The sequence below is a fragment of the Sorangium sp. So ce836 genome (assembly GCF_028553905.1).
Classification (GTDB): domain Bacteria; phylum Myxococcota_A; class Polyangia; order Polyangiales; family Polyangiaceae; genus Sorangium; species Sorangium cellulosum_D.
Window position 1 is genome coordinate 8,152,291 of the sequence record NZ_CP102233.1, and the last position, 23,379, is coordinate 8,175,669.

Annotated in this window: 19 protein-coding genes; 10 read left to right on the forward strand and 9 right to left on the reverse strand. The window is 72.1% G+C overall.

The features are described from left to right. Nucleotides 1-9: 9 nt before the first annotated feature. Together NQZ70_RS29340 and NQZ70_RS29345 are read left to right on the forward strand one after the other, a co-directional pair. Nucleotides 10-1,569, forward strand: a complete 1,560-nt coding sequence (locus NQZ70_RS29340) for a sugar ABC transporter ATP-binding protein (protein ID WP_129577162.1) — start codon at nt 10-12, stop codon at nt 1,567-1,569. Next, entirely contained in the window at nt 1,566-2,639 is a 1,074-nt protein-coding gene (locus NQZ70_RS29345; protein ID WP_129577163.1) for an ABC transporter permease, read from the forward strand. Before NQZ70_RS29340 ends, NQZ70_RS29345 begins: the two co-directional genes overlap by 4 nt. Nucleotides 2,640-2,644: 5 nt before the next feature. Here NQZ70_RS29345 and NQZ70_RS29350 read toward each other — a convergent pair whose 3' ends face one another. The 4 genes from NQZ70_RS29350 to NQZ70_RS29365 all read right to left on the reverse strand — a co-directional run bounded on the left by NQZ70_RS29350 (nt 2,645) and on the right by NQZ70_RS29365 (nt 7,299). Beyond that, the gene (locus tag NQZ70_RS29350; RefSeq protein WP_129577164.1) at nt 2,645-5,083 is read right to left on the reverse strand and encodes a substrate-binding domain-containing protein; all 2,439 of its coding nucleotides are present in this window, start codon (nt 5,081-5,083) and stop codon (nt 2,645-2,647) included. Nucleotides 5,084-5,541: 458 nt separating this feature from the next. Further along, the gene (locus NQZ70_RS29355) at nt 5,542-6,231 is read right to left on the reverse strand and encodes a VCBS repeat-containing protein (protein WP_207217509.1); all 690 of its coding nucleotides are present in this window, start codon (nt 6,229-6,231) and stop codon (nt 5,542-5,544) included. Between the two features lie 16 nt (nt 6,232-6,247). Next, on the reverse strand, nt 6,248-6,571 hold the full coding sequence (locus tag NQZ70_RS29360; protein ID WP_165374226.1) for an FG-GAP and VCBS repeat-containing protein: 324 nt from the start codon (nt 6,569-6,571) through the stop codon (nt 6,248-6,250). An 80-nt stretch (nt 6,572-6,651) separates the two neighbouring features. Next, a complete protein-coding gene (locus NQZ70_RS29365; protein ID WP_165374227.1) occupies nt 6,652-7,299 on the reverse strand; it encodes a hypothetical protein in 648 nt (215 codons plus the stop codon). 605 nt (nt 7,300-7,904) lie between these two features. Between NQZ70_RS29365 and NQZ70_RS29370 the strand changes: the two genes are divergently transcribed. Genes NQZ70_RS29370 through NQZ70_RS29385 form a run of 4 tightly spaced genes read left to right on the forward strand, consistent with a single transcriptional unit; the run spans nt 7,905 to nt 12,932 of the window. Further along, nucleotides 7,905-8,669 carry a polyphosphate polymerase domain-containing protein gene (locus NQZ70_RS29370; RefSeq protein WP_129577167.1) on the forward strand — a complete coding sequence of 255 codons (765 nt, stop codon included), beginning with the start codon at nt 7,905-7,907 and terminating at the stop codon, nt 8,667-8,669. Then, nucleotides 8,666-9,358, forward strand: a complete 693-nt coding sequence (locus tag NQZ70_RS29375) for a DUF4956 domain-containing protein (protein ID WP_129577168.1) — start codon at nt 8,666-8,668, stop codon at nt 9,356-9,358. Before NQZ70_RS29370 ends, NQZ70_RS29375 begins: the two co-directional genes overlap by 4 nt. Before the next feature lie 2 nt (nt 9,359-9,360). After that, nucleotides 9,361-11,418, forward strand: coding sequence for an esterase-like activity of phytase family protein (locus NQZ70_RS29380; RefSeq protein WP_129577169.1), 2,058 nt, complete (start codon nt 9,361-9,363; stop codon nt 11,416-11,418). A 47-nt stretch (nt 11,419-11,465) separates the two neighbouring features. After that, nucleotides 11,466-12,932 carry a TolC family protein gene (locus tag NQZ70_RS29385; RefSeq protein WP_129577170.1) on the forward strand — a complete coding sequence of 489 codons (1,467 nt, stop codon included), beginning with the start codon at nt 11,466-11,468 and terminating at the stop codon, nt 12,930-12,932. Between the two features lie 108 nt (nt 12,933-13,040). On the opposite strand, the gene NQZ70_RS29390 is transcribed toward NQZ70_RS29385, so the two are convergent. Beyond that, the gene (locus tag NQZ70_RS29390; RefSeq protein WP_237244157.1) at nt 13,041-14,450 is read right to left on the reverse strand and encodes a glycoside hydrolase family 5 protein; all 1,410 of its coding nucleotides are present in this window, start codon (nt 14,448-14,450) and stop codon (nt 13,041-13,043) included. Between the two features lie 960 nt (nt 14,451-15,410). Here NQZ70_RS29390 and NQZ70_RS29395 point away from each other — a divergent pair. From NQZ70_RS29395 to NQZ70_RS29405, 3 genes are all read left to right on the forward strand, one after another. Beyond that, complete coding sequence (locus NQZ70_RS29395) at nt 15,411-16,148, forward strand: PHB depolymerase family esterase (RefSeq protein ID WP_129577171.1); 738 nt, start codon at nt 15,411-15,413, stop codon at nt 16,146-16,148. Between the two features lie 100 nt (nt 16,149-16,248). Then, nucleotides 16,249-17,586, forward strand: a complete 1,338-nt coding sequence (locus NQZ70_RS29400) for an MYXO-CTERM-sorted multifunctional esterase (RefSeq protein ID WP_129577172.1) — start codon at nt 16,249-16,251, stop codon at nt 17,584-17,586. Nucleotides 17,587-17,946: 360 nt separating this feature from the next. Next, entirely contained in the window at nt 17,947-19,188 is a 1,242-nt protein-coding gene (locus tag NQZ70_RS29405; protein WP_129577173.1) for a PAS domain S-box protein, read from the forward strand. Between the two features lie 175 nt (nt 19,189-19,363). Here NQZ70_RS29405 and NQZ70_RS29410 read toward each other — a convergent pair whose 3' ends face one another. Then, complete coding sequence (locus tag NQZ70_RS29410) at nt 19,364-19,936, reverse strand: class I SAM-dependent methyltransferase (protein WP_129577175.1); 573 nt, start codon at nt 19,934-19,936, stop codon at nt 19,364-19,366. Nucleotides 19,937-19,994: 58 nt separating this feature from the next. On the opposite strand from NQZ70_RS29410, the gene NQZ70_RS29415 reads away from it, so the two are divergent. Continuing rightward, the gene (locus NQZ70_RS29415; RefSeq protein WP_129577176.1) at nt 19,995-20,474 is read left to right on the forward strand and encodes a MarR family winged helix-turn-helix transcriptional regulator; all 480 of its coding nucleotides are present in this window, start codon (nt 19,995-19,997) and stop codon (nt 20,472-20,474) included. Between the two features lie 64 nt (nt 20,475-20,538). On the opposite strand, the gene NQZ70_RS29420 is transcribed toward NQZ70_RS29415, so the two are convergent. From NQZ70_RS29420 to NQZ70_RS29430, 3 genes are all read right to left on the reverse strand, one after another. After that, nucleotides 20,539-21,384 carry a DUF1554 domain-containing protein gene (locus NQZ70_RS29420; protein WP_165374228.1) on the reverse strand — a complete coding sequence of 282 codons (846 nt, stop codon included), beginning with the start codon at nt 21,382-21,384 and terminating at the stop codon, nt 20,539-20,541. 167 nt (nt 21,385-21,551) lie between these two features. Continuing rightward, nucleotides 21,552-22,418 (reverse strand): alpha/beta fold hydrolase, encoded by an 867-nt coding sequence (locus NQZ70_RS29425; protein WP_129577178.1) that lies wholly within the window; start codon nt 22,416-22,418, stop codon nt 21,552-21,554. Between the two features lie 54 nt (nt 22,419-22,472). Then, nucleotides 22,473-23,357 (reverse strand): GyrI-like domain-containing protein, encoded by an 885-nt coding sequence (locus NQZ70_RS29430; RefSeq protein WP_129577179.1) that lies wholly within the window; start codon nt 23,355-23,357, stop codon nt 22,473-22,475. Between the last annotated feature and the right edge of the window lie 22 nt (nt 23,358-23,379).

Below are 23,379 nucleotides of genomic sequence, written 5' to 3' on the forward strand. Positions count from 1 at the left end.
CTCCCGCCAATGACGCTCGCCCCCGCTCCGCTGCCCCTCCCCGCGCCTCCGCCCCTGCTCGCGATGCGCGGGATCGTCAAGCGCTTCCCGGGCGTCACCGCGCTCGCCGGCGTCTCCCTCACCCTGCGCGCCGGCGAGGTGCTCGCGGTCGTGGGGGAGAACGGCGCGGGCAAGAGCACGCTGATGAAGATCCTCGGCGGGGCGTTCGCCCCCGACGAGGGGCAGATCGCCATCGACGGCGCGCCCGTCGCGCTGCGCGGGGTCCGCGACGGGAGGCGCCTCGGCGTCGCGCTGATCCATCAGGAGCTGATGCTCGCGCCGAACCTCGACATCGCCGCGAACATCTTCCTCGGCAACGAGGGGTCGAGCGGCCTCTTGGCGCCGCTCCGGCGCGAGGCGCTCCGCGCGGGGGCGGCGGCGCTGATGGGGCGCGTCGGCCTCTCGCTGCCGCCCACGACGCCGGTCTCGGCGCTCACCGCGGGGCAGATGCAGATGGTCGAGATCGCCAAGGCGCTCTCGGTGAACGCGCGCATCATCCTCATGGACGAGCCGACGTCATCGCTCACCGCGGCCGAGTCGCGGGAGCTCTTCGCGATCGTCGAGAAGCTCCGCGCCGAGGGGATCGGCATCCTCTACATCTCGCACCGCATGGACGACGTGCTGCGCCTCGCCGACCGGATCGCCGTGCTGCGCGACGGCAGGCACGTCGGCGACGTCCCGCGGGCCGAGGCGACGCACGACAGGATCGTCGCGATGATGGTGGGGCGGGAGCTCAGCGGCCGCTATTTCCCGGAGAAGCGCGAGCGCCCGCCGCGCGAGCCCGCGCTCGAGGTGCGCGACCTGCTCGTGGCCGGCGCCCCCGCGGGCGTGAGCTTCACCGCGCTCCGCGGGGAGATCCTCGGGTTCGCGGGGCTCGTCGGCGCGGGGCGCACCGAGCTGATGCAGGCGATCTTCGGGGCGACCCGGGCGCTCGGCGGCGCGATGACGCTCGCGGGAGCGCCCTACCTGCCGCGCGGGACGCGCGACGCCATCGACCGCGGCGTGTGCCTCGCGCCCGAGGATCGCAAGCGGCGCGGGCTCGTGCTCCCGATGACCCTCGTCGAGAACACGTCGCTGCCGAGCCTCGCCCGCTTCAGCCGCTTCGGGTGGCTCCGCCGCGACGCCGAGCGCCGCGCCGCGCGGGACGAGGTGGGCCGGCTCCGCATCAAGGCGAAGGGGCTCGACCAGCGGGCGGTGAACCTCTCCGGCGGCAACCAGCAGAAGGTCGTCCTCGGGAAATGGCTGTCGATGCGCCCCCGCGTGCTCATCCTGGACGAGCCGACCCGCGGCATCGACGTGGGCACCAAGGCCGAGATCTACCGGCACATGGCCGCGCTGGTCGACGAGGGGATGACCCTGCTGATGGTCAGCTCCGACATGGAGGAGATCCTCGGCATGAGCGATCGCGTCGTCGTCATGCACGAGCGGCGGATCACGGGCGTGCTCCCGCGCGAGGGCCTGACCCAGGAGCGCATCGCCGCGCTGATGACGGGGAGCGCGGGCGCCGCGGGAGGCGAGGTCACGGTATGAAGCGTGAGCTGGGCATGGGCCTCGTGCTCGTCCTGATGTGCGCGGGGCTCTGGATCTCGAACCCCGACTTCCTCGGGCAGTCCAACGTCGTCAACACCGCCCGGCAGATCTCGATGCTCGGCATCTTCGCCATGGGCATGGGGCTCGTCATCATCACCGGCGGCATCGACCTGTCGATCGGCTCGGTCATCGGCCTCACGGGCGTCCTGCTCGCCAAGCTCTCGTCGTCCGGGATGGGGTGCCTGGGGTACCCGCTCTGGGTCGGCGTGCCGGTCGCGCTCTCCGCCGCCGTGCTGGTGGGGCTCGCGCAGGGGCTCCTCATCACGCGGCTGAAGCTGCAGCCGTTCGTCGTCACGCTCGGCGGCATGCTGCTCGTCCGCGGCGTGTCGCAGTCGGTGGCCGAGGGCGGCACGCTGAGCTTCGGCGACTCGCCGTTCCTCCGCCTCGCGAACGGCGGGCTCCTGCACGTCCGCGGCGACGCGCTGATCCCCTACCCGCTCGTCATCTTCCTCGGCGTCCTCGCGGCCGGCGCCTACGTCCTGCACTCCACCGTGCTCGGGCGCTACATGATCGCGATCGGCGGCAACCGCGAGGCCGCCGAGTACTCCGGCATCGACGTGAGCCGGGTCGAGGTCCTCACGTACGTGATCTCGTCGGCGACGGGCGGCATCGCCGGCGTCTGCTACGCGTCCTACATCGGCCAGATGTCCCAGCAGGTCGGCATGGGCTACGAGCTCTACGCGATCGCCGCGGTCGTGCTCGGCGGCTGCTCGCTGCGCGGCGGCGAGGGCAGCGCGCTCGGGATCCTCATCGGCTCGGCCATCATGCGGGTCATCGACAACGGCATCAACATGTTCCAGATCCGCTACAGCGACGACGGCGTGCGGCGCATCTGGCGCCTCGATCCGAACTGGACCTTCATCATCATCGGCGCCGTCATCCTCGTCGCGGTCGTCTTCGACCAGGCGGTGCACCTCGTCCAGGAGCAGCGGCGCGCGCGGCGCACCGCTGACGAGAGCGCCGCGCCGCCGCGCCCGTTCGAGGCGCCCCCCACCGCGCGCGCCGGGTAGCCGCGTCAGCCGCGCCTCGCCGCGCGGCGGCGCGTCCTCTCGAGCGCGTAGCGGAAGCCGCTCGCCAGGTTCGCCTGCGTCGCCATCGCGCCGACGTCGAGGCCCTGCGCGACCATCAGCTGCGCGGCCTCGGGCCGCACGCCGACGAGCACCGCCTCGGCGCCGAGCAGCGCGGCCGCCCGCGCCGCCTGGACCAGCTGCGACGCCGCCGACGCGTCCACCACCGCCATCCCGGTCACGTCGATCAGCACGACGCGCGCGCGCTGGGCGTCGATCGCGCGGATCATCGACTCGATGAAGCGGCCGGAGCGCTCGACGTCCATGACGCCGATGACGGGCATCACCAGGATGCCGTCCGCGATCGGCACGACGGGGCTCGAGAGCTCGCGGATCGTCTGGAGCATCGCCGCCTGCTGCTCGTTGGCGCGCTCGAGCGCCGTCTTCCGCTCGGAGATGCGGCGGAACAGCCGCGCGTTCTCGACGCCGACCGCCACCGTGCCGGCGACGCGGACCAGGAACGACAGGTCGCTCTGCCGGCGCGCGCACGCCCCGCCGCGACGGCTGCTCAGGACGAGGGCGCCGAGGACCGCGCCCCGCGCCTGCAAGGGCAAGGCGACCGCCGTGCGCGCGCCGGCGTGGGCGGCGGGCAGGGCGGCGTCGCGCGGCGCCGCGTCCCCTTCGGGGTCGATCGCGAGCGGGCTGCCCGCCGCGATCGCGCGGCCCACGAGCGAGGCGGCCGAGATCGTGACCTGGCCCTCGATGACGGAGCGCGAGGGGGGCGGGAACCCGATCAACATGACCTCGATCGCCGGCGCGACGGACGCGCCGCGGCCGCCCTGCCCGACGGCGACGCGGCGGGCCGCGTCGAGCGTGAGGTAGTCGCTCAGCGACGTGGACCACGGCGTCCGCTCGAGGGTGACGCAATCGACGCCGGTGTGGAGGACGCGGGACGGCGGCAGCGCGGCCAGCGTCGGCCCGACGCCCTGCGCGATCATCCGGTGGATCACCTCGACCGCGCGGAAGCCCATGTCGTACTCGCGCTGGACGATCGTCGCGTGGATCGCGCCCTGCCGGAGCAGGGCGACCGTGCTGGCGATGAGATCGAACCCGACGACCTTGAGCTCTCCGGCCCTGCCGAGCGCCCGCGCCGAGAGCCCCCAGGACGGCCCGTTGTCCGCGGCGGCCCCGAAGGCGCCGGCGACGTCGGGCCGCGCCGTCAGCGCCGCCGTGGCGAGCCTCGTCCCGGCCGCGAGATCCCAGTCGCACGCGATGGTCGGCAGCACCGTGAGGCTCGACCCGCGCGCCGCCGCGCAGAAGCCCTCGACGCGCTCGCGGACGTTCGGCGCGAGGTCCACGGCGCCGAGCGCCGCGACGACGCCGCCGCCCGGCAGCAGCCGGCGCATCATCTCGGCCGCCAGCCTGCCCGACGCCACGTTGTCCGTCCCGATGTAGAGCGGCGCGCGGCTGCCCGGGATCGGCGGCGCGTCGATGACGACGACCGGGATGGCCGCGTCCGCCGCCTGCCGGAACGCCTCCTCCGCGCTCTCGGGGTTGCCGGGCGCGACGATGATGCCGGACACCCGCCGGCGGATCGCCTCGTCGAGCAAGGCGCGCTGCGAGCCCTCGCCCTCGCCGCCGTCGCCGGTCCGGAAGTCCACGGCGACGCCCAGGGGCCGCGCGGCGCTGTCGGCGCCGGCGCGGATGTTCTGCCAGTAGGTCGTCGGCTCCGACGTCGGAGCCCGGTACACGCGGGCGCGGAGCTCGCCCCGGGCAGGCGCGGGGCCGTCCGCGAGGCCGTCCTCCTCGAGCAGCCACAGCTCGACGGCGTTCCAGTCCGCGTCGAGCTGCACGCTCTTGATGCCGTGCGCGACGGTCTCGACGAGGTCGTGCAGCTCGACGGTCGTGCCCACCGCGCCGAGCAGCCGCTCGAAGAGCCGGATCTCCTGCGCCGCGCTCGCCTTGTCGTCGTAGAGCCGGTGGCGCTCCAGCGCGTCCCCGGCCGCGCCCGCGAGCACCTCGATGGTGGCGCGGCGCGCCTCGTCCGGGGGCTCCCGGGTCTCCTGCTCGATGGCGAGGTAGCCGACCACCTCGCCGTGCAGCTGGATGGGCGCGACGAGCACCCCGGCGCCCTCCGGGATGGCGCCCCCGATCCCGAGCGCGAAGGGCAGGTACGCCCGGTACCACGCGCGCGCATCGACGACATGGCTCGCGCGCGTGTCCTCGGGCGCCGCCCCGGCGAGCGCGGCCCCCTCGCCGTCGAGCTCCGCGGCGGCGGGCGCGTGCGCGCCGTGTCCAGGAGGAGCGTCGAACCCGAGCAGCGCTCGAGCCACGAGGCGATCGCCCTCGCGGAGGAGCAGGCTGCCGCGCGGCGCGCGCGAGTGCATGGCCATGGCCCGACGCACGATCTGCTGCAGGACGGCGAGGAGATCAGGCACCTTGAGCATGCGGGCATTCCGAGGGCCGTCACGAGGTGCGGTGCGCTTGCCTACAAGGTGCGTGAAGGCGTTCCCGTTTCAAGATAGCTCGCTACCCCGCGATGACGATGACGCCGATGTTCTCCCCTGAATCCGACGTCGCATCAACCAGTTCGAGCTCGTTCCGACATGGAGAGGAGGCGCAATCCCCCGGCGAGCTGCGGGTCTCATCGCTTCGATTGCATCGACACACATCTTGGTAGAGCCTGCTCACCCTGCATTGTCCGCCGCAAACCGTCGTGTCCCGCCGGGCGCGTGTCAGCAGAAACACAGGAGTTCGCGTGCGGCGCCGCACGTCGGCGACAGGCAGTTCGCGCAGGTGTCGCAGACGCAGTGAAGAGGAAGAGGAGGACGTGTAAGGCCGCGCTCCGCCCGTGGCCCCGGGGCGAGCGGCCGTGCGGCCGCGGGCGTCGGCGGTCCGCGCCGGGCTACGGCGACACGGCCGCGCCGAAGCGCTCCTCGCTCATCCCGCCCGCGCCCTGCAGCGAGGCCTGCGCGGCGTCGCCGAGGTTGCCGCCGAGGTAGACGAGCACCTCCCTGCCCCCGCCGAAGGCGACGACCACGTCCCCGAACCCATCGCGGTTGAAGTCGCCGGCGCGCGAGATCTCCGTTCCCTCGCTGCCCCCGCGCTGCGGGCGCATCGCGGCGTCGGGCTCCGCGTCGAGGCTCGCGCCGCCGCGGTACACGTACACCTTGCCCGCGGTGCCGACCGCGCGCGCGCCCACCAGCATCTCCGCGAAGCCGTCCCCATCCAGGTCTCCGCTCGAGGCCATCTGACCGAAGCCATCGGACGGCCCTTCGCCGTGGAGCTCCAGGTCGGCGGTCGTGTCGAACTCCTCACCTGGCCCGCCGAGGAACAGGAAGGCCATCCTCCTCGTCGGATCTCCCACGAGCAGGTCAGAAAACCCATCTCCGTTCGCATCGCCGGCGCCCACCGATCGTCCGAGCTCGCCCTCGCCGATCAAGAGCCCGTCAGCCACCGTGTCAAGCGCGCCGGCCGAGCCGAAATAGACATAGACGCGCTGGATGCCAGGCGCCCCGACCGCGACGTCCGAGAAGCCGTCTCCATTGAAGTCAGCCGACGCGACCGAGGCGCCGAACTCGCTGTCGCCCTGCACCCCCGTGAACATCGCGTCAGCGGCCGTATCGAAGCTCCCGGGGCCGCCGAGATACAACGTAGGCGCTGCCGGGCTCGGAAAAAAGATCCGGGCCGTCCCCCGGCGCGCCGACAACGAGATCTGCGTAGCCATCTCCGTTGATGTCCCCGGAGGCTAGCGCGTGGCCGAAGCTGCGCTCATTCCCCGGCAAGCTCCCCCAGAAGTCCTGGCTCGGGGACCACGTCTCCGGCTCCGCCGAGCTCCCGGACAGCACGCGGACCATGCCCCTTTCGTTGGCGAAGCTCGTGCCTGCGATCACGGCGTCGGCGAAGCCGTCACCGTTCACGTCCGCGGTCGCCACGGTGGCCCCGAAGGCGGCCCCATCGAGGACGGAGCCGGTCGTGGGGTTTACCGGGACCAGGGTCCCATCCGGCGCCGGATCTACGCTGTCGCCCGCCCCGCCCAGGAAGATGTAAGCGGCTCCGCTAGTGAGTTCCCCAGGGATCTGGTAATCGGTCGCGCCCACGAGGATGTCGTCGAAGGCGTCGCCGTTGAGATCGTGATGGCCCCGTCCCACGTTGATCCATCGGAGATCCATCGGACCGCGGACGGCTCGGAGCAGGCGCCGGCCGAGCACGCGCGGACCCGCCAGTAGACCCGGCTGCCCACCGGAGGCTCCGCCGAGCCCTCCAGATCGGCGGCCGGCTGCCAGCGTGTCGCCGCCGTCGTCTCGGTCGCGAGGAGGGCGGTGAACGAGGGATCTTCGCTGAGCTCGACGGTGTACTCGACGCTCTCCCCCGCGGGCGACGCCGACGGCTCCCAGACGAACGTGGGCCTCCGCGTGTCGGGCACGAGCATCGAGCCGACCGCGCCGTCCTGGACCGGCAGCCGCGGGACCGGCGTCGACGGAGCAGGCCGCTCTCCGTCGCCCCCGCCGCCGGCGCTCCCCTCGCTGCCGCCGCCGGCGCTGGTCGCGCTGCCGCCGCCGCCCGGACCGGGGTTTCGGGTCACGTCCTCGATCCCGAGGAGATCGGCGCAGCCGAGGAAGAGCGTCGCGAGCGCGATGCCCAGGCGAAAAGAGCTCCGCATCCCCGCGAGCGTACGCCGGTCGCTGTCGCCGATGTCCCCGAAAGAGAGGCAGCTCCCCCGCCCGTGCTCGGGCCCCGCGCGGCCCCCTCCCCGTCGACCGCGCGCGCCCGCCACCTCGAGCTCGCCCCGCAGCGCGCCGTCAAGCCCGATCGCAAAAAAGCGCGGGCCGTCGCCGGAATCGTTGTGGAGGTATAGCCTCTCCGCGTGCACCGCACCGGCGACCACACCGGAACACCCGTCCGGCTCGCCGTGCGGCAGTGCGCCGAGCCGCACGGCCCCGCCGCAGCGGGGGCAGCCCGAGATCCGCACCGCCGCCGCCCCCTCGAGGCCCCGAGCCCTGGCAGCCCCCGGCGAGCAGCGCCCCCCCCGAGCCCGAGCCGGGCAAGCCACTGCGCTGTAGCTTTGCGACTCGAATGCAACGCGCGGGGATACCGGGGAGATATCGCGAGCTTGCGCAGGATTCCGCTTGCGGCATTCGGCGGCGGTTGTGTCATTATCGCGTGGATACAGCAACAACTCCGCGACGCCGCAGGCGGCGCGACGCACCCGACCCGGGCGCCTACCCCTGACCCCTGACGATCGAGGAGGCCGTCATCCTGGACGTCATCGAACGCTACGAGTTCAAGTACCTGGTGCCGGAGCGGCTCGTCCCGGCGATCCGGGCCACGGCGCGGTCCGTCTGCCGGGCGGACAAGTACGGGAACGAGGATGGCTCGTACCGCATCCGCTCGCTCTACTTTGACACGCGCGGGCACGATCTCTACTGGGCCAACGCCCGGGAGCAGCGGGACCGCTTCAAGGTGCGGGCGCGCACCTACCCCGGCAAGAAGAGCCCCGTCTTCCTCGAGGTGAAGCGGCGCGTCCAAGACGTCATCATCAAGTCGCGCGCGTGCGTGCCCGCGGACGAGTGGCGGGAGCTCGTCGAGCGCGGCAGCCCCGCCGCGCTGGAGCGGCTCCCGCCGGGCGTGCGAAAGGGCGCAGAGAAGTTCATCAGCCCGATCCACCGCCACGATCTCCGGCCCACGATGCTCGTCGACTACGAGCGCGAGGCGTACGAGAGCACGCTCGACAAGTACGCGCGCCTCACGTTCGACCGGAAGGTCGTCTGCCAGCGCAAGGAGTCGCTGGATCTCGAGGCGTCCGAGCGGGGGTGGCGCCCCGTCGACCACCCGGCCCAGACGAACACGCACGAGCCCGTCTGCGTCCTCGAGCTCAAGTTCGAGCGCAGGCCGCCCGCGTGGATGGTGGCGCTCGTGCGGCGCCTCGAGCTCGTCCGGCGCTCGTTCTCCAAGTACTGCTACAGCGTCAACGCGCAGCTGATGCTGCCGGACGTGCGCTCGGCCCGGATCGAGGGAGGGCCGCTGCGATGATCGAGTGGCTGTCGATGCTCTCGCACGGCGAGGCGGTCGAGTGGCGCAGGGCGCTCATTTCCCTCCTCGTCGCCTTCGGGCTCACGCAGGGCATCGCCGGCGTCTACATGCTCACGTTCCGCGGCCTCTCGTACTCGCGGACCGTCGTCCAGAGCATGGCGCTCGGCAGCATCATCACGTGCACGCTGATGCTCGCCGTCGGCAACAACATCGCCGCCGGCATCGGGATCGCGGGCGGCGTCACCGCGATCCGGTTCCGCACCACGATGCGCGATCCGCGCGACGTCGTGTTCGTCTTCGCCTCGCTCGCCATCGGCATGGCGAGCGGCGCGCAGGCCTACGGCGCGGCGATCGCGGGGGCGGCGATGTTCGCGGGCGCGACGCTCATGCTCCACGTCACCGGCTACGGGTCGCGCCGGCAGCCCGACGGGCTGCTCCGGTTCGTCGCGCCGACCGGGCAGGCCGGCGCCGAGCTCGCCGGCGCGATCGCGGGCATCCTGCGCGAGCACTGCGGCTCCTTCTCGCTCGTCACCCTGCGCGAGGCGGCGCAGGGCTCCGTCATGGAGCACGCTTACCAGATCAGCGTGCGCCACCCGGAGCTCAGGGCGCGCCTCGTGACGAGCCTTCAAGCGCTCCCCGGAGTGGAGGACGTGAGTCTGATGCTCCAGGAGCCGACGCTGGACCTCTAGCCATGTATCTCTGGCGAATCCGATCCGCGCTCTCCTCCGCGACCCCCGCGCTCACGATGCTGGGCACGCTCGGCCTCGCGGCGTGGCTGAGCCGCTCCTCGAGCCCGAGCGACGGCATCCTCGCCTTCGCGCAGGCCGACACCGAGATGGTGGCCACGGTCGAGGTCGGGCGGGTGGCCTCGATCGAGGTCGACGTCGGCGACGTGGTGGCGCCGGGTCAGGTCATCGTCGCGCTCGACAGCGGCGCGATCGACGCGGAGCTCGCGGTGGCGCGCGCCGAGGAGGCGCGCCTCCGGGCGATGGTCCCCGCGGAGCACGCGCGGCTCGATCAGGAGCTCGAGGCGAGCGTCGAGGAGCTGAAGCTCGAGCTCGCGCGCGAGCTCGAGGAGCAGCGCCGCGCGCGCGCCGAGGGCGAGGTGCTCGCCAGCGAGATCTCCCGGGTGAAGCAGCTCATCGAGGACAAGCAGGCGAGCCACGACGCCCTGGGGTCGCTCGACGTGCAGCGCGCGGGCGTCGAGGCGATCGCGACCGAGAAGCCCCGCGCCATCCAGCTCCTGCGCGCGCGGATCGCGGCGGGCGAGGAGCGCCGCAAGAGGCTCCTCCAGCAGGCGAGCCCGGAGACGGCGAAGATCGAGGCGGACCTCGCGGTGACGCGGCGGGAAATCGAGCAGCTCGAGGCGCGGCGCGTCCAGCACACGCTGCGCGCGGCGCACGGCGGGCGCGTCTCCGCGGTGCGCAAGCGGCCGGGCGACGTCGCCGTGGCGGGCGACCCGATCGTCGAGATCGCCAGCGCGCCCGGGCGGGTCATCGCCTGCGTCCCGGAGCGGGCGGCGCTCCACGTCGAGGCGGGCGACGCCGCGACGATCTGGGCGCGCGGCGCGAACGGGCGGCCGCTCACGGGCCGGGCCATCACGGTCGGGCCGGTGGTGGGCCAGCTGCCGCTCCGCTGCTGGACGGATCTGAACGTGCCGGTGTGGGGCCGCGAGGTCACGATCGCGCTCGATCAACCGGTCGAGCTGCTCGGCGGCCAGGCGTTCGACGTAGCCTTCACGCGCGGGGCGGCCCCGCTCGCCGCGCCGCCGGCCCCCGGCGCTCCGGCCGCCCCCGCGGCGCGGGGCGCGCCCGCGGCGGCGCCGCCGGCCGGGGCCGCCGACGCGATCCGCATGGCGGTGCCGGCGGCGTTGCGGCAGCGGTCGCGCTTCGAGCCGTCCGGCGTCCTGCCCCGGCCCGCGGAGGGGCGGTACCTCCTCGTCAGCGACGACACGGGCCACAAGGACGCGGAGGACGAGGGCGTGCCGTGGCTGTTCGCGATGTCGGCGGCCGGCGCCGTCGATCCGGAGCCGGTGCCGGTGCTCGGCGTCAAGGAGCTCGCGGACATCGAGTCGATCACCGCCGGCGACGGGGGCGACGTGTACCTGCTCTCGTCGCAGGGCTACAGCGCGAAGGGCAAGCGCAAGAAGGCGCGCACCGCGCTGCTCCGGCTGAAGCAGGATGGCCGCGGCTTCCGCGTCGACGCCGAGGTCCACCTCGCGGAGCTGCTCGACGCCGCCGGCCCCGCGGCCCTCGCGGAGCTCGGGCTGCCGGGCGGCACGCGGCCGCTCGAGATCGAGGGCATGGCCTACCGGGACGGCGCGCTCTACTTCGGGCTGAAGTCGCCGCTCGACGCGGAGGGCAACGCGCTCATCTGGAGGCTCGGCGCGCCGCGCGCGCTCCTCGAGGGGCGGCGGCTCGAGGGCGCCGGCCTCTCGCTGTGGGCGCGCGCGCGCGTCGACGTCGAGCTCAACGGCGCGCCCACGCCGGGGGGGATCTCGGATCTGTGCTTCCTCCCGGACGGCTCGCTGGCGATCGCCTCGACCCCGTCCACCGCCGACGGCGCCGCGGGGTCGCTCTTCCACGTCCTGCGCCCCGAGGGCGGCGTCCTCTCGCCGAGCCTCGTGCGGCGCTTCCCCGGCCAGAAGCCGGAGGGCATCTCGCTCGCGCTGTCCCCCGGCAAGCTGATCGTCGTGTTCGACGCCGGCGCCGAGGCGCCTTCCTTCCTCGAGCTGCCGTGGCAGGGCTGAGCCCGCGCCGCCGTCGCCCCGAGAGCTCTCCACGGAACCCGTGAGGCATGAAGATCGCTGAGGTTTTCTCCGTTCGTCGCCGCCGCTGCCCGGCGTCCTCCTCCTCGTCCTCTTCCTGCCCGCGCGCCAGGGCGCCGGTCTGGTCGTCGGTCGCGTGCCTCTCGCTCGCGGCCTGCGCGGCGCCCGCGCAGCTCGAGGGGTCGGAGCGCGCGATCGCGCTCTATCGCGAGGCGCGCGCGGCGGAGGCGCAGGCAGAGGCGCAGGCGCGCGGGGGCGCGGGCCACGGGGCGGGGCGCCGCGCCGCGCCGGGCGAGCTCACCGCGGACGAGGCGGTGGCCCTGGCCAAGAAGCGGAGCGCGACGCTCGCGATGATGCGCGCGCGCGAGGACAAGGCCCGGGCGCGCGTCGACGCCGACGCGGCGGGCACCTACCGGAACCCGGAGGTTCGCTTCTCGCAGCTGCGGCTCGATCAGGTGCTCGATCACGAGCCGCGCTTCGCGGCGGGGGTCCGCATCCGCCCGCCCCGGCCCGGCGAGGCCGGGGCGGCCGCGGACGTCGCGCGCGCGGACGTGGACGTGGCGCGCGCGGAGACCCGCGTCTCCGAGCTCGAGCTCGAGGCCGAGGTCCGCTGGCTGTTCGACGACGTGCTGCTGCTCGACGCCGAGATCGAGGCGCTCGAGGCGGTCGCCGCGACGCGCCGCCGCCTCGCGGACCAGGAGCGGGCCCGGGTCAACGCGGCGCAGGGGACCGCCGTCGACGAGGCGATGGCGGCGCTGTCGGCCGCGGTGGCCGAGGAGGACGGCGCGGTGCCGCGCGCGCGCCGCGAGGTCGCGCGCGCGGCGCTGCTCGAGCGCGTCGGGCTCGACCCCGCCGCGCCGGTGCGCCTCGTGGGCGAGCCGGCCGCGTCCGCGCCGCTCGTCGCCCTCGCGTCCGAGGAGGCGCTGATCGAGGCCGCGCTGAGGAATCGCCCGGAGATCGCGCTCGCGGCCGCCGAGATCGACGCCGCCGGCGCGGAGGGCGCGCTGGCGCGCGCGACGCGCTGGCCGTGGCTCTCGTTCGTCGAGCTCGGCTACGAGTTCTCGCCCGCCACGCGCGACCCGCTGGGCTGGACCCTCGAGGCCGGGCTAGAGCTGCCGCTCTTCGACACGCGCGCGAGCGAGATCGCCGCCGCGGACGCCGGCGCGATCGCGGCGCAGCGCGCGCTCGCGGCCGAGGTCCAGCGGGTCGCGCGCGAGGTGCGCGATCGCCTCCGGGCGGCGCGCGCGGCGGGGGTGCTGGTCGAGGAGTTCCGGGCGCGCGCGCTCCCGGCCGTCGAGCGCGCCGGGGTCGAGGTCGCGCGCGCCCTCGACAGCCGCCAGATCGACGCGGTGCGCGCGCTCAGCCTGGAGGAGCGGCGCGCCGCCGCGCAGGTCAAGCTCCTGAAGCTCGTGCGCGAGTACCGGACCGCGCTCGCCGAGCTGCGCATCGCGGTCGGCGGCCCGGTGGACGGGCGCGCGCCGGCGGCCCGGCGCTGAGCCCCGGGCCCCGGCCACGCTGCTGCGTGGGCCGGCGGCCCGGCGCCGAGCGCCGGGGCCCCGGCCTTCCTGTTCAGAGGACCGCGCGCACCGCCGCTGCGCGGCTCGTCACGGCCAGGGGTTCGACGTGAAGCTCGCGGAGACGCCCCGGCTGTCCGTGGCCGTGAAGACGACCCGCGTGCCCGCGGGGACCTCTCGGCTGATGGCGTACTCGCCCTCGCCCCACGACTGGGGCTCGAGCCTGTGCGTGGTGCCGTTCACCCGCGCCGTGACGCCGGTGATGCGGTACCCCGGCTCGACGACCTTCACCTGGATCCACCACCGGTTGACGTTCGGGGACACGGTGAACTGGAACCCCGAGGTCGTGGTGCCGCCGCCCGCGCCGCCCCCGCCGCCCGAGCCGCCGGTCCCGCTGCTGCTGCTCGTGCTGCTGCTGCTGCTTCCGCCGCCCGAGCCGCCGGTGCCTTCGAGCATCCTCGCCTTGACCCACTTGCCCGACTCTGTGAGCTCCGAGTCCGGCCAGTTGCCGGTGGTCCTGGCGCCGGGGGTGAGCGCCGAGGCCGTCTCGTTCTTGTCGAACAGCGACCAGTTGGCCCAGCTGATCTTGTTGGCGTTCAGGAAGTTGATCCAGGTCTGGGACTCGTTGAGGTTGAGCCCGGTGTTCCCGGAGGCGTCGCAGGTGCCGAACTCGGTCACGAACAGGGCCAGGCCCCTGTCCATGGCGGTCCTCGCCTTGGCGCGCAGGCTCTCCTTGTGCGTGTTCGCGTAGAAGTGCAGTGTGTAAGCGATGTTGGAGAACCCGGTGATCGGGTCGTTCGCGGCGATGTCCACGTCCTGCGACCAGGTCGGCGTGCCGACGATGATCACGTTGTTCGAGCCCGCGCTGCGGATCGTGTTGATCACCTCGATCGCGTAGGGCTTGATCGTGCTCCAGGGCTCGTTGTCCGGCTCGTTGTAGATCTCGAACAGGACGTTGGGCTGGTTCCCGTAGGTGGTCGCCATCTCCCGGAAGAAGGCCTTGGCCTGCTCCTTGTGGTCCTGGGCGCTGTGATCGTGCCAGTCGATGATCACGTAGATGCCCCGGGCGATCGCGGCGTCGACGACGGTCTTCACCCGGTTCTTCTCGGACGTCGGGTTGGTGAGGTACCCGCCCGATTCGACGCCCATCGCGGCGCGGACCACGGTCGCCCCCCAGCTGTCGGCGATCGAGTTGACGACGTTCGCGTTGTAGAACGACCCGCCCCACTGGCTCCAGAACAGGCTCATGCCCCGCAGCTGGACCGGGGCGTTGTTCTGGTTCCGGAGCTCCTTGCCCACGATCTGGAGCCTGCCGTGCACGTCCACCGGCCTCGTGGAGGCCGCATACGACTGCTCGTCCGTGAGCTCGCCCTCGCTCGCCTCGCCTTCCGTGTCCGACGGCGCCACGCAGCCCGCGAGCGCGGCCGCCTGCACCGCCGCGACGCACAGCCCGAGCCGGAGGCCCGAGCCCGTCAGCATCCCCCAAAGCGCGCTCTTCATCATCCCGTCCTCCCGGAGAGCCAGGGGCACGCGGCGCGCCGGAGCGAGAGAGCACCTCGCGAGCCGCTCTCCCGCTCTCGCCGCGGCGCAAGGGGGCCGACAGCCTGGGATCCAGGCGCGAGCCGGCGCTGCGCGAGCAGAGGTGACGAGCGTCGCGGGGTCGGAGCGTGAGACGCCGACGCGCGATCGGTCCCTGGCTAAGTAACATTGATAACGCCCGCTGCCCCGGAGACGACCTCCGGGCGCGGGACACAAAGCATGAGCAGTCCATTAGCACATTCCCGTCGCACCTCGAAAGATCAATTTCCGGAGGGGCCGATATGCAACAACAGCGAATCTTTCTACCCCTCAGCGCCGCGCTGCCGGATCGGGAGCTCCCGCACCGCGTCATGGCCCTCGCGCTCGCCGACGACCGCCGCGCGCCATTTCATGGTTGACTCCGAGCATGTGAACGTTCACATTCGGCGCTCCGGAACTTCTTTTGTCTGTCCCGGATAGGCCGTCATGCGCACCGAGGCGCCATGTGACGAAACGCCCGTCCGCGCCGCACCTGGTTCGTACCCCTCGTGGCTTGGATGTCGACCGTGGCTTGGATGTCGACCGAGGAGAGCGCCCATGTCGTCCAGCGTTGGCTCCGTGAGCTCCCATTGCATTCACCATCGCTCTCGCTGGCTGCCACCGGTCTGGGGCGGCCTGGGTCTCTGCGCCGCTCTCAGCCTCGGCTGTAGCGACAACGGCCACGCTGGCGGCTCAACCGCCGGTGAAACCTCCGCGAGCGGCTCCGGCGGTGGCGCTGCTTCCGTCGGCGCGAGCAGCGGCGATGCGGCTGGCAGCGGCGGGGCGACCGCGGGCGCGGGTGGAGCGGGCTCGGGTGGGACGGGCGCGGGTGGGACGGGCGGCGCGGGCGGTGCCGGCACGGCCGGGGCCGGCGGCAGCGGAGGTGGAGACGGAGGCGACGTGATGAGGTCCGCCGGGTGCGGCAAGGCGCGCACGCTCCAGAACGGCGCTGGCACCGTGCAGAGCGGCGGGAAGACGCGCAAGTACACCCTGCACGCTCCCGACGATTACGACAACGGCCACCCCTACCGGCTCATCCTCTCCTTCCACGGGGCCACGGGCAACAGCGGCCAAGTTGCGCCCTCGTACTTCGGGCTCTGGTCGCTCTCCGAGGGGAGCACCATCTTCATCGCGCCCGACGCTGTCGGCGGGTTCTGGTCAGCCGACGACGATGTGACCTTCGTCGACGACATCCTCGAGCAGGTCACAGGCGATCTCTGCATCGATACCTCGCGCATCGAGCTCGAAGGCTTCAGCCAGGGTGGCGCCATGGCGTGGACGCTGGCCTGCGCGCGTCCGGGCGTCTACCGCGCCGCAGTGGTCCACTCCGGCGGCGGCGTCGCCCGTCCCGCGAGCTGTCAGCCGATCGCCTTCATGTCTTCGCTCGGCCAGCAGGAGAGCGGCGGAGCCGGACAAACCTCCAACAGCGATTTCTTCGCCATGCAGAATGGATGCACGGTGAAGACCCTAGCCAAGGCGCCCAGAGGCGGCCACGCCTGCTCTGACTACGAGGGCTGCTCCGCGGGTCACCCCACCCGCTGGTGCGATTACGACGGCGGTCATACTCCGTCGCCGAACGACGCCGGGCAGAACATGTCGTGGATGCCCCAGGAAGTTTGGAATTTTCTGAGTCGATTCTAGAGCGCTCTTCAGTCGAGCCCGTCACGGCCTGAGTCCACGCCCGAGGAGAATCGGTATCGGCTTGCGCACCAGGTTGACGTTGTGTAGCATCATCCGCCTGATGAACCGATTCAAGATTCATGTCCTCGGGCTCGCATCGCTCTCGTTGGCGCTGCTCGCCGCGCCGCCTGCGCGCGGGGCATCGCTACAAAAGGTCAACCAGGGCGAATGGGGGGTGGACGGCCTTCCCAGCTACGTCAACATGTATATTTACGTGCCTGACGAGCTGGCGACGAAGCCTCCCATCGTCGTCGCTCCCCATCATTGCCAGGGGAACGGCCCGGGTACGTTCAGCGAGATGTCGAGCCTGGTGTCGATAGCGAACACCCGTGGCTTCATCATGATCTTCCCGGAGGCCACGGGGCAGAACTGCTGGGACGCGGGATCGACGAGATCGCTCAAACACGGCGGTGGCGGCGACACGGGCGCCATCGTCCAGATGGTGAAATACACGCTCGCGAAGTACAGCGGAGATCCGGGCCGCGTGTACGCGGTCGGCGGGTCGTCGGGCGGCATCATGACCGAGGCGCTGCTCGGTGTGTACCCCGACGTGTTCATGGCCGGCGTGTCGCTCATGGGGGTCCCGTGCGGCTGCTGGGCCGAGGGCTACAACGACGTCACCGGAACGGGGAACTCTGCCCAGTGGAGCGGGCCCTGCGGGGGCGGCAACGTCACGAAGACCGGGCAGGAGTGGGGAGACCTCGTTCGTTCGTACTATCCCGGTTACACCGGCCATCGCCCGCGCCTGCAGCATTGGCATGGCACCGACGACACCATCCTCAGCTACAAGAACATGGCTGAAGACGTCAAGGAGTGGACGAACCTCTTGGGTTTGAACGAAACCCCGGATGGGACCGACACTCCACGGAGCGGAACCACGCGCCAGTCCTGGAAGAGCGCGTGCGGCTACACGGTCTACGAGGCCTTTTCGATGGCCGGCGTCGGGCACGCCGTGCCGTTCGACGGCCCCGCCGTCGCCGCCTATTTCGGCCTCGACAGGGCCGGTGGTCAAGATCCGGAGACGGCAGCCTGTCCCGGTGCTGTTCCCGGTGGCGACGACACCGGAGGCGCGGGCGGCGCGGCCGGCACCGGAGGCGCGGGCGGCGCGGCCGGCACCGGAGGCGCGGGCGGCGCGGCCGGCACCGGAGGTGCGGGCGGGGACATGGAAAGCGGCGCTGGCGGCGGCGTAGGCAGCGGCGGCGCGATGGTCACCGGGTCCGGGGGGGCGGACGGAGAAGACGCCAGCGCTGGAGCTGGCGGCTCGACGGGCGGTGACGGATCGAGCTCCGGCTGCAGCTGCACCCTGGGCAGCGACGCGCGAGACTCTGGCACCCACGCGGGGCTCCTCCTCGCGGCGCTGGGATTGCTGCTCGGTCGCGCGAAGCGCCGCCCGCGCTGAGCCCTCGTTCAGCAAGGGTGCGGGAGAGCCACTGAGCTGTAGAGGCCATCTAGGCTTCTCCCGGCCCTGCCTCTCATCACGGAAACCGCAACGGGATCTCCGACGCACGCGAATCGACACTGGACCGTCCGCCGGGCTGCGCCGTCTCCTTCCTGCCGCAACATTGGACAAATCTCGGCCCACCGCAGTCCGCGACGTGCGCGCGCTGCCCGGCACGCGAGCAGCGCCGCGACGGTCCTCGCCTGGACGCGAGATCGCCCGGCGCACGGGTCGCGCAATGCATGAACGAGCACGATCCCTCGCTGGATTTCGCTCGCTCATCCCGACCTGCGCGAATACGATGGGGGGCGAGATTTTTGTATGGTGAATAACAAACAGAGCCTGACGGAGATCGAACGCGAGAACGAGGCGCTGCGCAGGCGTGTGGCCGAGCTGGAGGGAGCTCAGGCGAAGCTGGAAGCGCTCTGCTCGGTGAGCACGGCGTTCATCGCTTTCTTCGATCGGAACGGCGTGGTTCTGGAGATGTTTCCGACGCTCGTCATCCCTGCCGAGCTGGCCAGGCACGCGCGGGGCAGACACCTGACCAGCGTGGTGCGAGAGGACTACATCGAGCGCTGCGCCGAGGTCATCCGGGAGTCGCTCGCGAAGCAAACGGTCCTGAGCATCGAGTACCCCGTCACGTTTCGGGATCGCCAGCTGTGGATCCAGGCCGCCTGCAAGCCGTTCACCGAGGACAGCGTCCTCTGGGTCGGGCGCGACGTCACGGCGCAGCGACACCTGGCGTCGGCCCAGGCGGAGCTGCGCGACTTCCAGGCGCTCGTGGACAGCGCGCCGGACGGCGTGTGCATGGCCTCGGAGGAGGGCGCGATCTTCTATGCCAACCAGGCCTTCCGCGCCATGACGGGCCACGGCGACGCCACGCTCGGCACGCGCCTCTCCGACCTGTATGTGGAGGAGCGAGACCCGCTCTCCGGGATCGTGCAGCGGTGCTTCGAGCGCGGGTCGTGGCAAGGCACCCTCGGCCTCGCCCAGCGCGACGGCCGCACCCTGCCGTGCCAGGTCTCCATGGTCGCGCTCATCGGCGAGGCCGGGCGGCCCCCGGCGCTCGCCACCATCGCGCGCGACCTGACCCCCCTGCGCGAGGCCGAGCTCGAGCGGCTCGCCCTCCAGGAGCAGGTCATCCAGGCCCAGCAGGCCACGCTGCGCGAGCTGTCCACGCCGCTCGTCCCGCTGGCCGAGGGCGTCGTCGCCATGCCCCTCATCGGCACGCTCGACACCACCCGCGCCCAGCAGGCCATGGAGAAGCTCCTGGACGGCATCGTCCAGCACCAGTTCCACACCGCCATCCTCGACGTCACCGGCGTCAAGGAGGTCGACGCGGAGTCCGCCGACGCCCTGCTGCGCATCGCGCGCGCCGCGCGCCTGCTCGGCGCCAAGCTCGTGCTCACCGGCATCGGCCCGGACACGGCCCAGACGCTCGTGGATCTCGACGTCGACCTCGACGGCATCACCACCCAGAGCACCCTGCAGAGCGGCATTGCCCACGCCCTCGCCCCGCGGCCGGCCCGCCGCGCTGCGCGCGCGCAGCGCCGGGCGTCCTGACGGCGCCCCGCGCCAGCGCTCTGCCGCTCAGTCCAACGCACGTGGGGTCGCCGGACCTCGCGTGCAGCTCCTCGACGTTCGCGGCCGCCACCGCGAGCTTCGCGCCGTACCAGGGGCCGGTGCCGATCCGGTCCCTGGCAGCGATATCCAATTCAGCGCGCCGGTGCGCGCGAGCTCAACCTTCCGAGCGAACGAGCCAGTACCAGTGGGAGGAGAGCAGGCGCCGCCGGCTCGTCCGCGCGTCGTTCAGCCGGAGCTGAGGCGCGAACACGCGCTCCACCGCCGCGGGCGACAGCGCGAGGCCGCTCGGCGAGCGGTCCAGCGCCCAGATCAGGTGCGTGCCGCCCGGCCGGAGGAGCCGCGCCACCTCCGCCACATAGGCGCGCTGTGCGGCGCCGTCGAGGCAGTGAAAGCAGCCCACGTCGTAGGACACGTCGAACGGTCCTGTCAGCATGTCCAGATGCGTCACGTCGCCCACCAGGAGCTCCGGACGTACCTCGTCCTTCGCCACCCTCTCCTTCGCCTTGGCGATGGCCACCGACGAGAAATCGACGCCCGTCGCCCTCACCCCGCGCTGCGCCATGTACCGCGTGAGCCGCCCCACCCCGCACCCGAGCTCGAGCGATGTCTGCGGCCGCTCGGAGCGAACGAGCGCCTCCAGCTCGCCCGGAATGCGGATGTCGCCCCACCACGTGACAGGCGCCTGGTAGGCACGGTCGAAAGTTGCGCTGGTCGTCGGTGCACTCATCGGATACCTCCTCGAGCGCGCATCGCGCCCGGTCTCCACCCAACATAGATAGCATGCTATGAATGTCAAGGCGAAGGCCCCCTGGGAGCCGCAGACCTCACCGACTTTCTGGATCAACCATGCGTCGCGCCTGCTGATGCGCCACTTCGAGCGGCGGCTGCGCCCGCTCGACTTCGGGATGGCCTACATGCCGGTGGCCGTGGCGCTCGAGGAGAACGGCGCGCTCCTGCAGCGCGAGCTCGCCGAGCGTGCCCACGTCGAACAGCCGACGATGGCCGCCCTCCTCGGCCGCATGGAGCGTGACGGCCTGGTCGAGCGCACGCCGCACCCGGGCGACAAGCGCGCTGTCCACATCTCGCTGTCGGCGAAGGCCGAGGCGCGCCTGCCGCTCGCCAAGGAAGCGCTGCGCGAGGTGGCCGAACGGGCGCTGCGGGGCTTCACCGACCGAGAGCGCGCGACCTTCCTGGCGATGCTCCGGCGCGTGGTGGACAACCTCACCGGGCTCGGTGACGACGAGGACGGAGCCAGCGCCGGATAAGCGGTGAATTGCGCGTTGCGCCGCTCTCCACATACCCGTCGAGACGGCGCCTGCGCTCGTCCGCTCAGTCGACGGCAAAGCAGTAGACACGACCGTTCCCACCGCCCGGAGCGGTGTCGGCGCAGCTGCCGCTCGCGTGGACCGAATTCCACGGCCGGTACATGTCGGCATTGCTTCCGTTCGGGCCGAGCCCGTCGGAGTGCCCGACCGTCGCGGTCTGGTTCGCGTCCTCGGAGGTCCAGTCCGCGCAGGTCTGGCCGGCCTTCAGGGTGCCGTCGCGGTTCGTGCCGGTGAGGATGTCGTGCTGGTTCGGCGTCGGGGAGCCCTCCCACTGGCCCGGGACCATCTGGCCCTTCTCGTCGAGGAACACGGTGTGATCGCCGAACCTCGCGTGCAGCTCCTCGATGTTCGCGGCCACCATCACGAGCTTCGCGTTGTACCAGGGGCCGGCGCCGATCCGGTCCTTGGCGTGCACCGGCTGATCGTTCGGGCCCTTCTCGACGCTGAGGTAGGCGCGCCAGGTCTTCGCGCCGGCGCCGACCGCGGCGGCCAGGTCCTGGCACCGCTTGTCTGCGCCGGCGAGCCCGCCCAGGTTCGCGGTCGCGCTCCCGGAGCTTGACACGAAGAAGCTGAGCGACGGCCCGCCGCTGCCGCCGCTGCCGCCCGTGCCGCCGCCTTCGCCCGCGCCGCCGCTGCCGCCGTCGCTGCCGCCCGTGCCGCCGCCGCTGCCGCCCGTGCCGCCGCCGCTGCCGCTACTGACGCTGCTGCTGCTCGTGGCGGTGCTCGCGCTGCTGCTGGCGCTGCTGGAACCGCCGTTGTCCTCGTCGCCGCAGCCGGCGATGGCGAGCGAGACGCCGAGGCCGAGGAATATGCCGACCTTGCAAAGATTCTCTGAACGTGATCGCTTCATGGAAGACTCCCGAACAAGATGCCGCGCGTGGGCGCGCAGGATAGCCCACATGGGGCGGTTCGAGGTCGGGCGATTGCTCTCCTGGATGCCTTTCGCGACGAGACCGGCGAGCGGCTCGGCTCCTCCGGGGGCCCGCGGCTACGCGAAGCCGTCGACGAAGAGGCGACCTATCCTCTTCGCGACCAGATCCGGTCGAGGAACGCGCGCACGTCTTGCGGGAGCTTGCGGTGAAACGCCTCGCGATCGAACCCGGCGGGATCGCAGGCGGGCAGGAAGCCCGGGGTCCGCATCTGGGGAGGGAACGGGCTCAAGAAGGAATGATGGCCTGCGTTCTCGACGACCTCGAAGGTGACCTGAGCCCGGTCGGGGACGAGGTCGAGCACGAGCTGCCCTTGCCACCTCGGCGTCATGCGGTCGTGCTCCGCGACGAGCAAGAGGATGGGCGCCGTGACGTCCTTCAAGGCGTCGTTGAGGCCGAACCAGCCGGTCGCGGGGGCCATCAGGACCAGCGCCTTCACGCGCGGGTCCTTGGTGACCTCGATCTTCTGCCCATATCCCGCGAAGGGCTGCCCGCCCGCGACGGCGAGCGCGGTATAACCCCCCATGGAATGCCCGATGACCGCGACGCCGTCTTCCCCCAGGCGCGGCCCGATCTCCGCATCGGAAGCGACGGCATCGATCGCGAGGCGAAGGTGCCGCGGTCGATCGCGGAGGTTCTCGAGCGTCTCGGACCTGCTTCGATCGTTGCGATTGTCCCCCGGGTGCTCCGGCATCGCGACGACGTATCCGCTCTGCGCGAGGTGGGAGGCGAGCGTGCGATACACGAAAGGCGAGCTGCCGCCGCCGTGCGAGAGGACCACGAGCGGCAGCGCGCCGCCGTCGACGGGCGCGTTCGGCGCGACCTCGAGCGAATAAGGCCCCATCGCCACGATCTCGGCGGGGACGCGCGTCGGGTACATCAGCAGGACCGGGAACGAGAGGTCCTTCGCCTCGTCGCGCACGACGAGGCTTCGGCTGCCCACGAATCGACTCATGCGGGGTTCTCCTGCGGACATCTGGAGGATGGGAGAGGGTCTGGAGGGGTTCGTCTACTGGAGAGGGAGGAAGATATCGGTGACGCCCTCGTGATCGGGCACCTCCGGGAAGAAGCGCACGCGCTGCAGGAAGAGCGGGTAATCCCGCGGCTCCTCCCCGCTCGCGGGGAGCCACGTTGCGTAAAGGTGCCTCACGGCGTGGAAGAGCGTGTCATCGCCCCCGATGTGCCGCAGGACGGCGCACCGGCCGCCGGGGATCGTCTTCGCGACGACGCCGAGCGGGTTGTCTGGCACGGGGCGGTGGGTCGCCGCGCAGAGGTCGATGCGGAAGGCCTCCGGCGGGGTCTCGGCCGGGTCGTAGTAGAGGACGTTGAAGGTCGCGCTGCTCCGCGGCGGCAGGCGGTTCTCCTTGCGCCACCCGATGAAGCGCCGCACCGATTCCAGGATCCGCCTCGGGTCGCCCCGGTGCTCGAGGGCGGCGACGCGGGTCTCCTCGAAGCGCGCGATCTTCACGTCTCCGGCGCGCTCCTGGGCGCGGAGGGGCAGTGTCCTCGCCTCGCTCAGGCGCTCGTGCATCGCGTGCCACGGGTCCCACCGGGGCTGCTCCCGGAACTCGGACGGGGTCTGGCCGAACGCCTTCTTGAAGGCGCGGCAGAACGCTTCGAGGCTCTCGTACCCGCTCTCCAGCGCGATGTCGGTGACCCGGGCCTGATCCCGGAGGGCGAGCCGCTGCGAGGCGCGCCGCAGGCGGAGGAGCTTCACGTACTCGTGGACGCCGATGCCGAAGAGCTCGGAGAACTGCCGGTGGAAGTGGTATTTCGAGAACGCGGCGACGCCGCTCAGCCGATCGAGCGTCAGGTCCTCGTCCAGGTGCGCGTCGATGTGCTCGAGCACCCTGCGGAACCTGACGAAGCAGGCGTTCTCGGTGGCTTCGGTCAAGGGCGGTGTCCTCCTCGGCGAG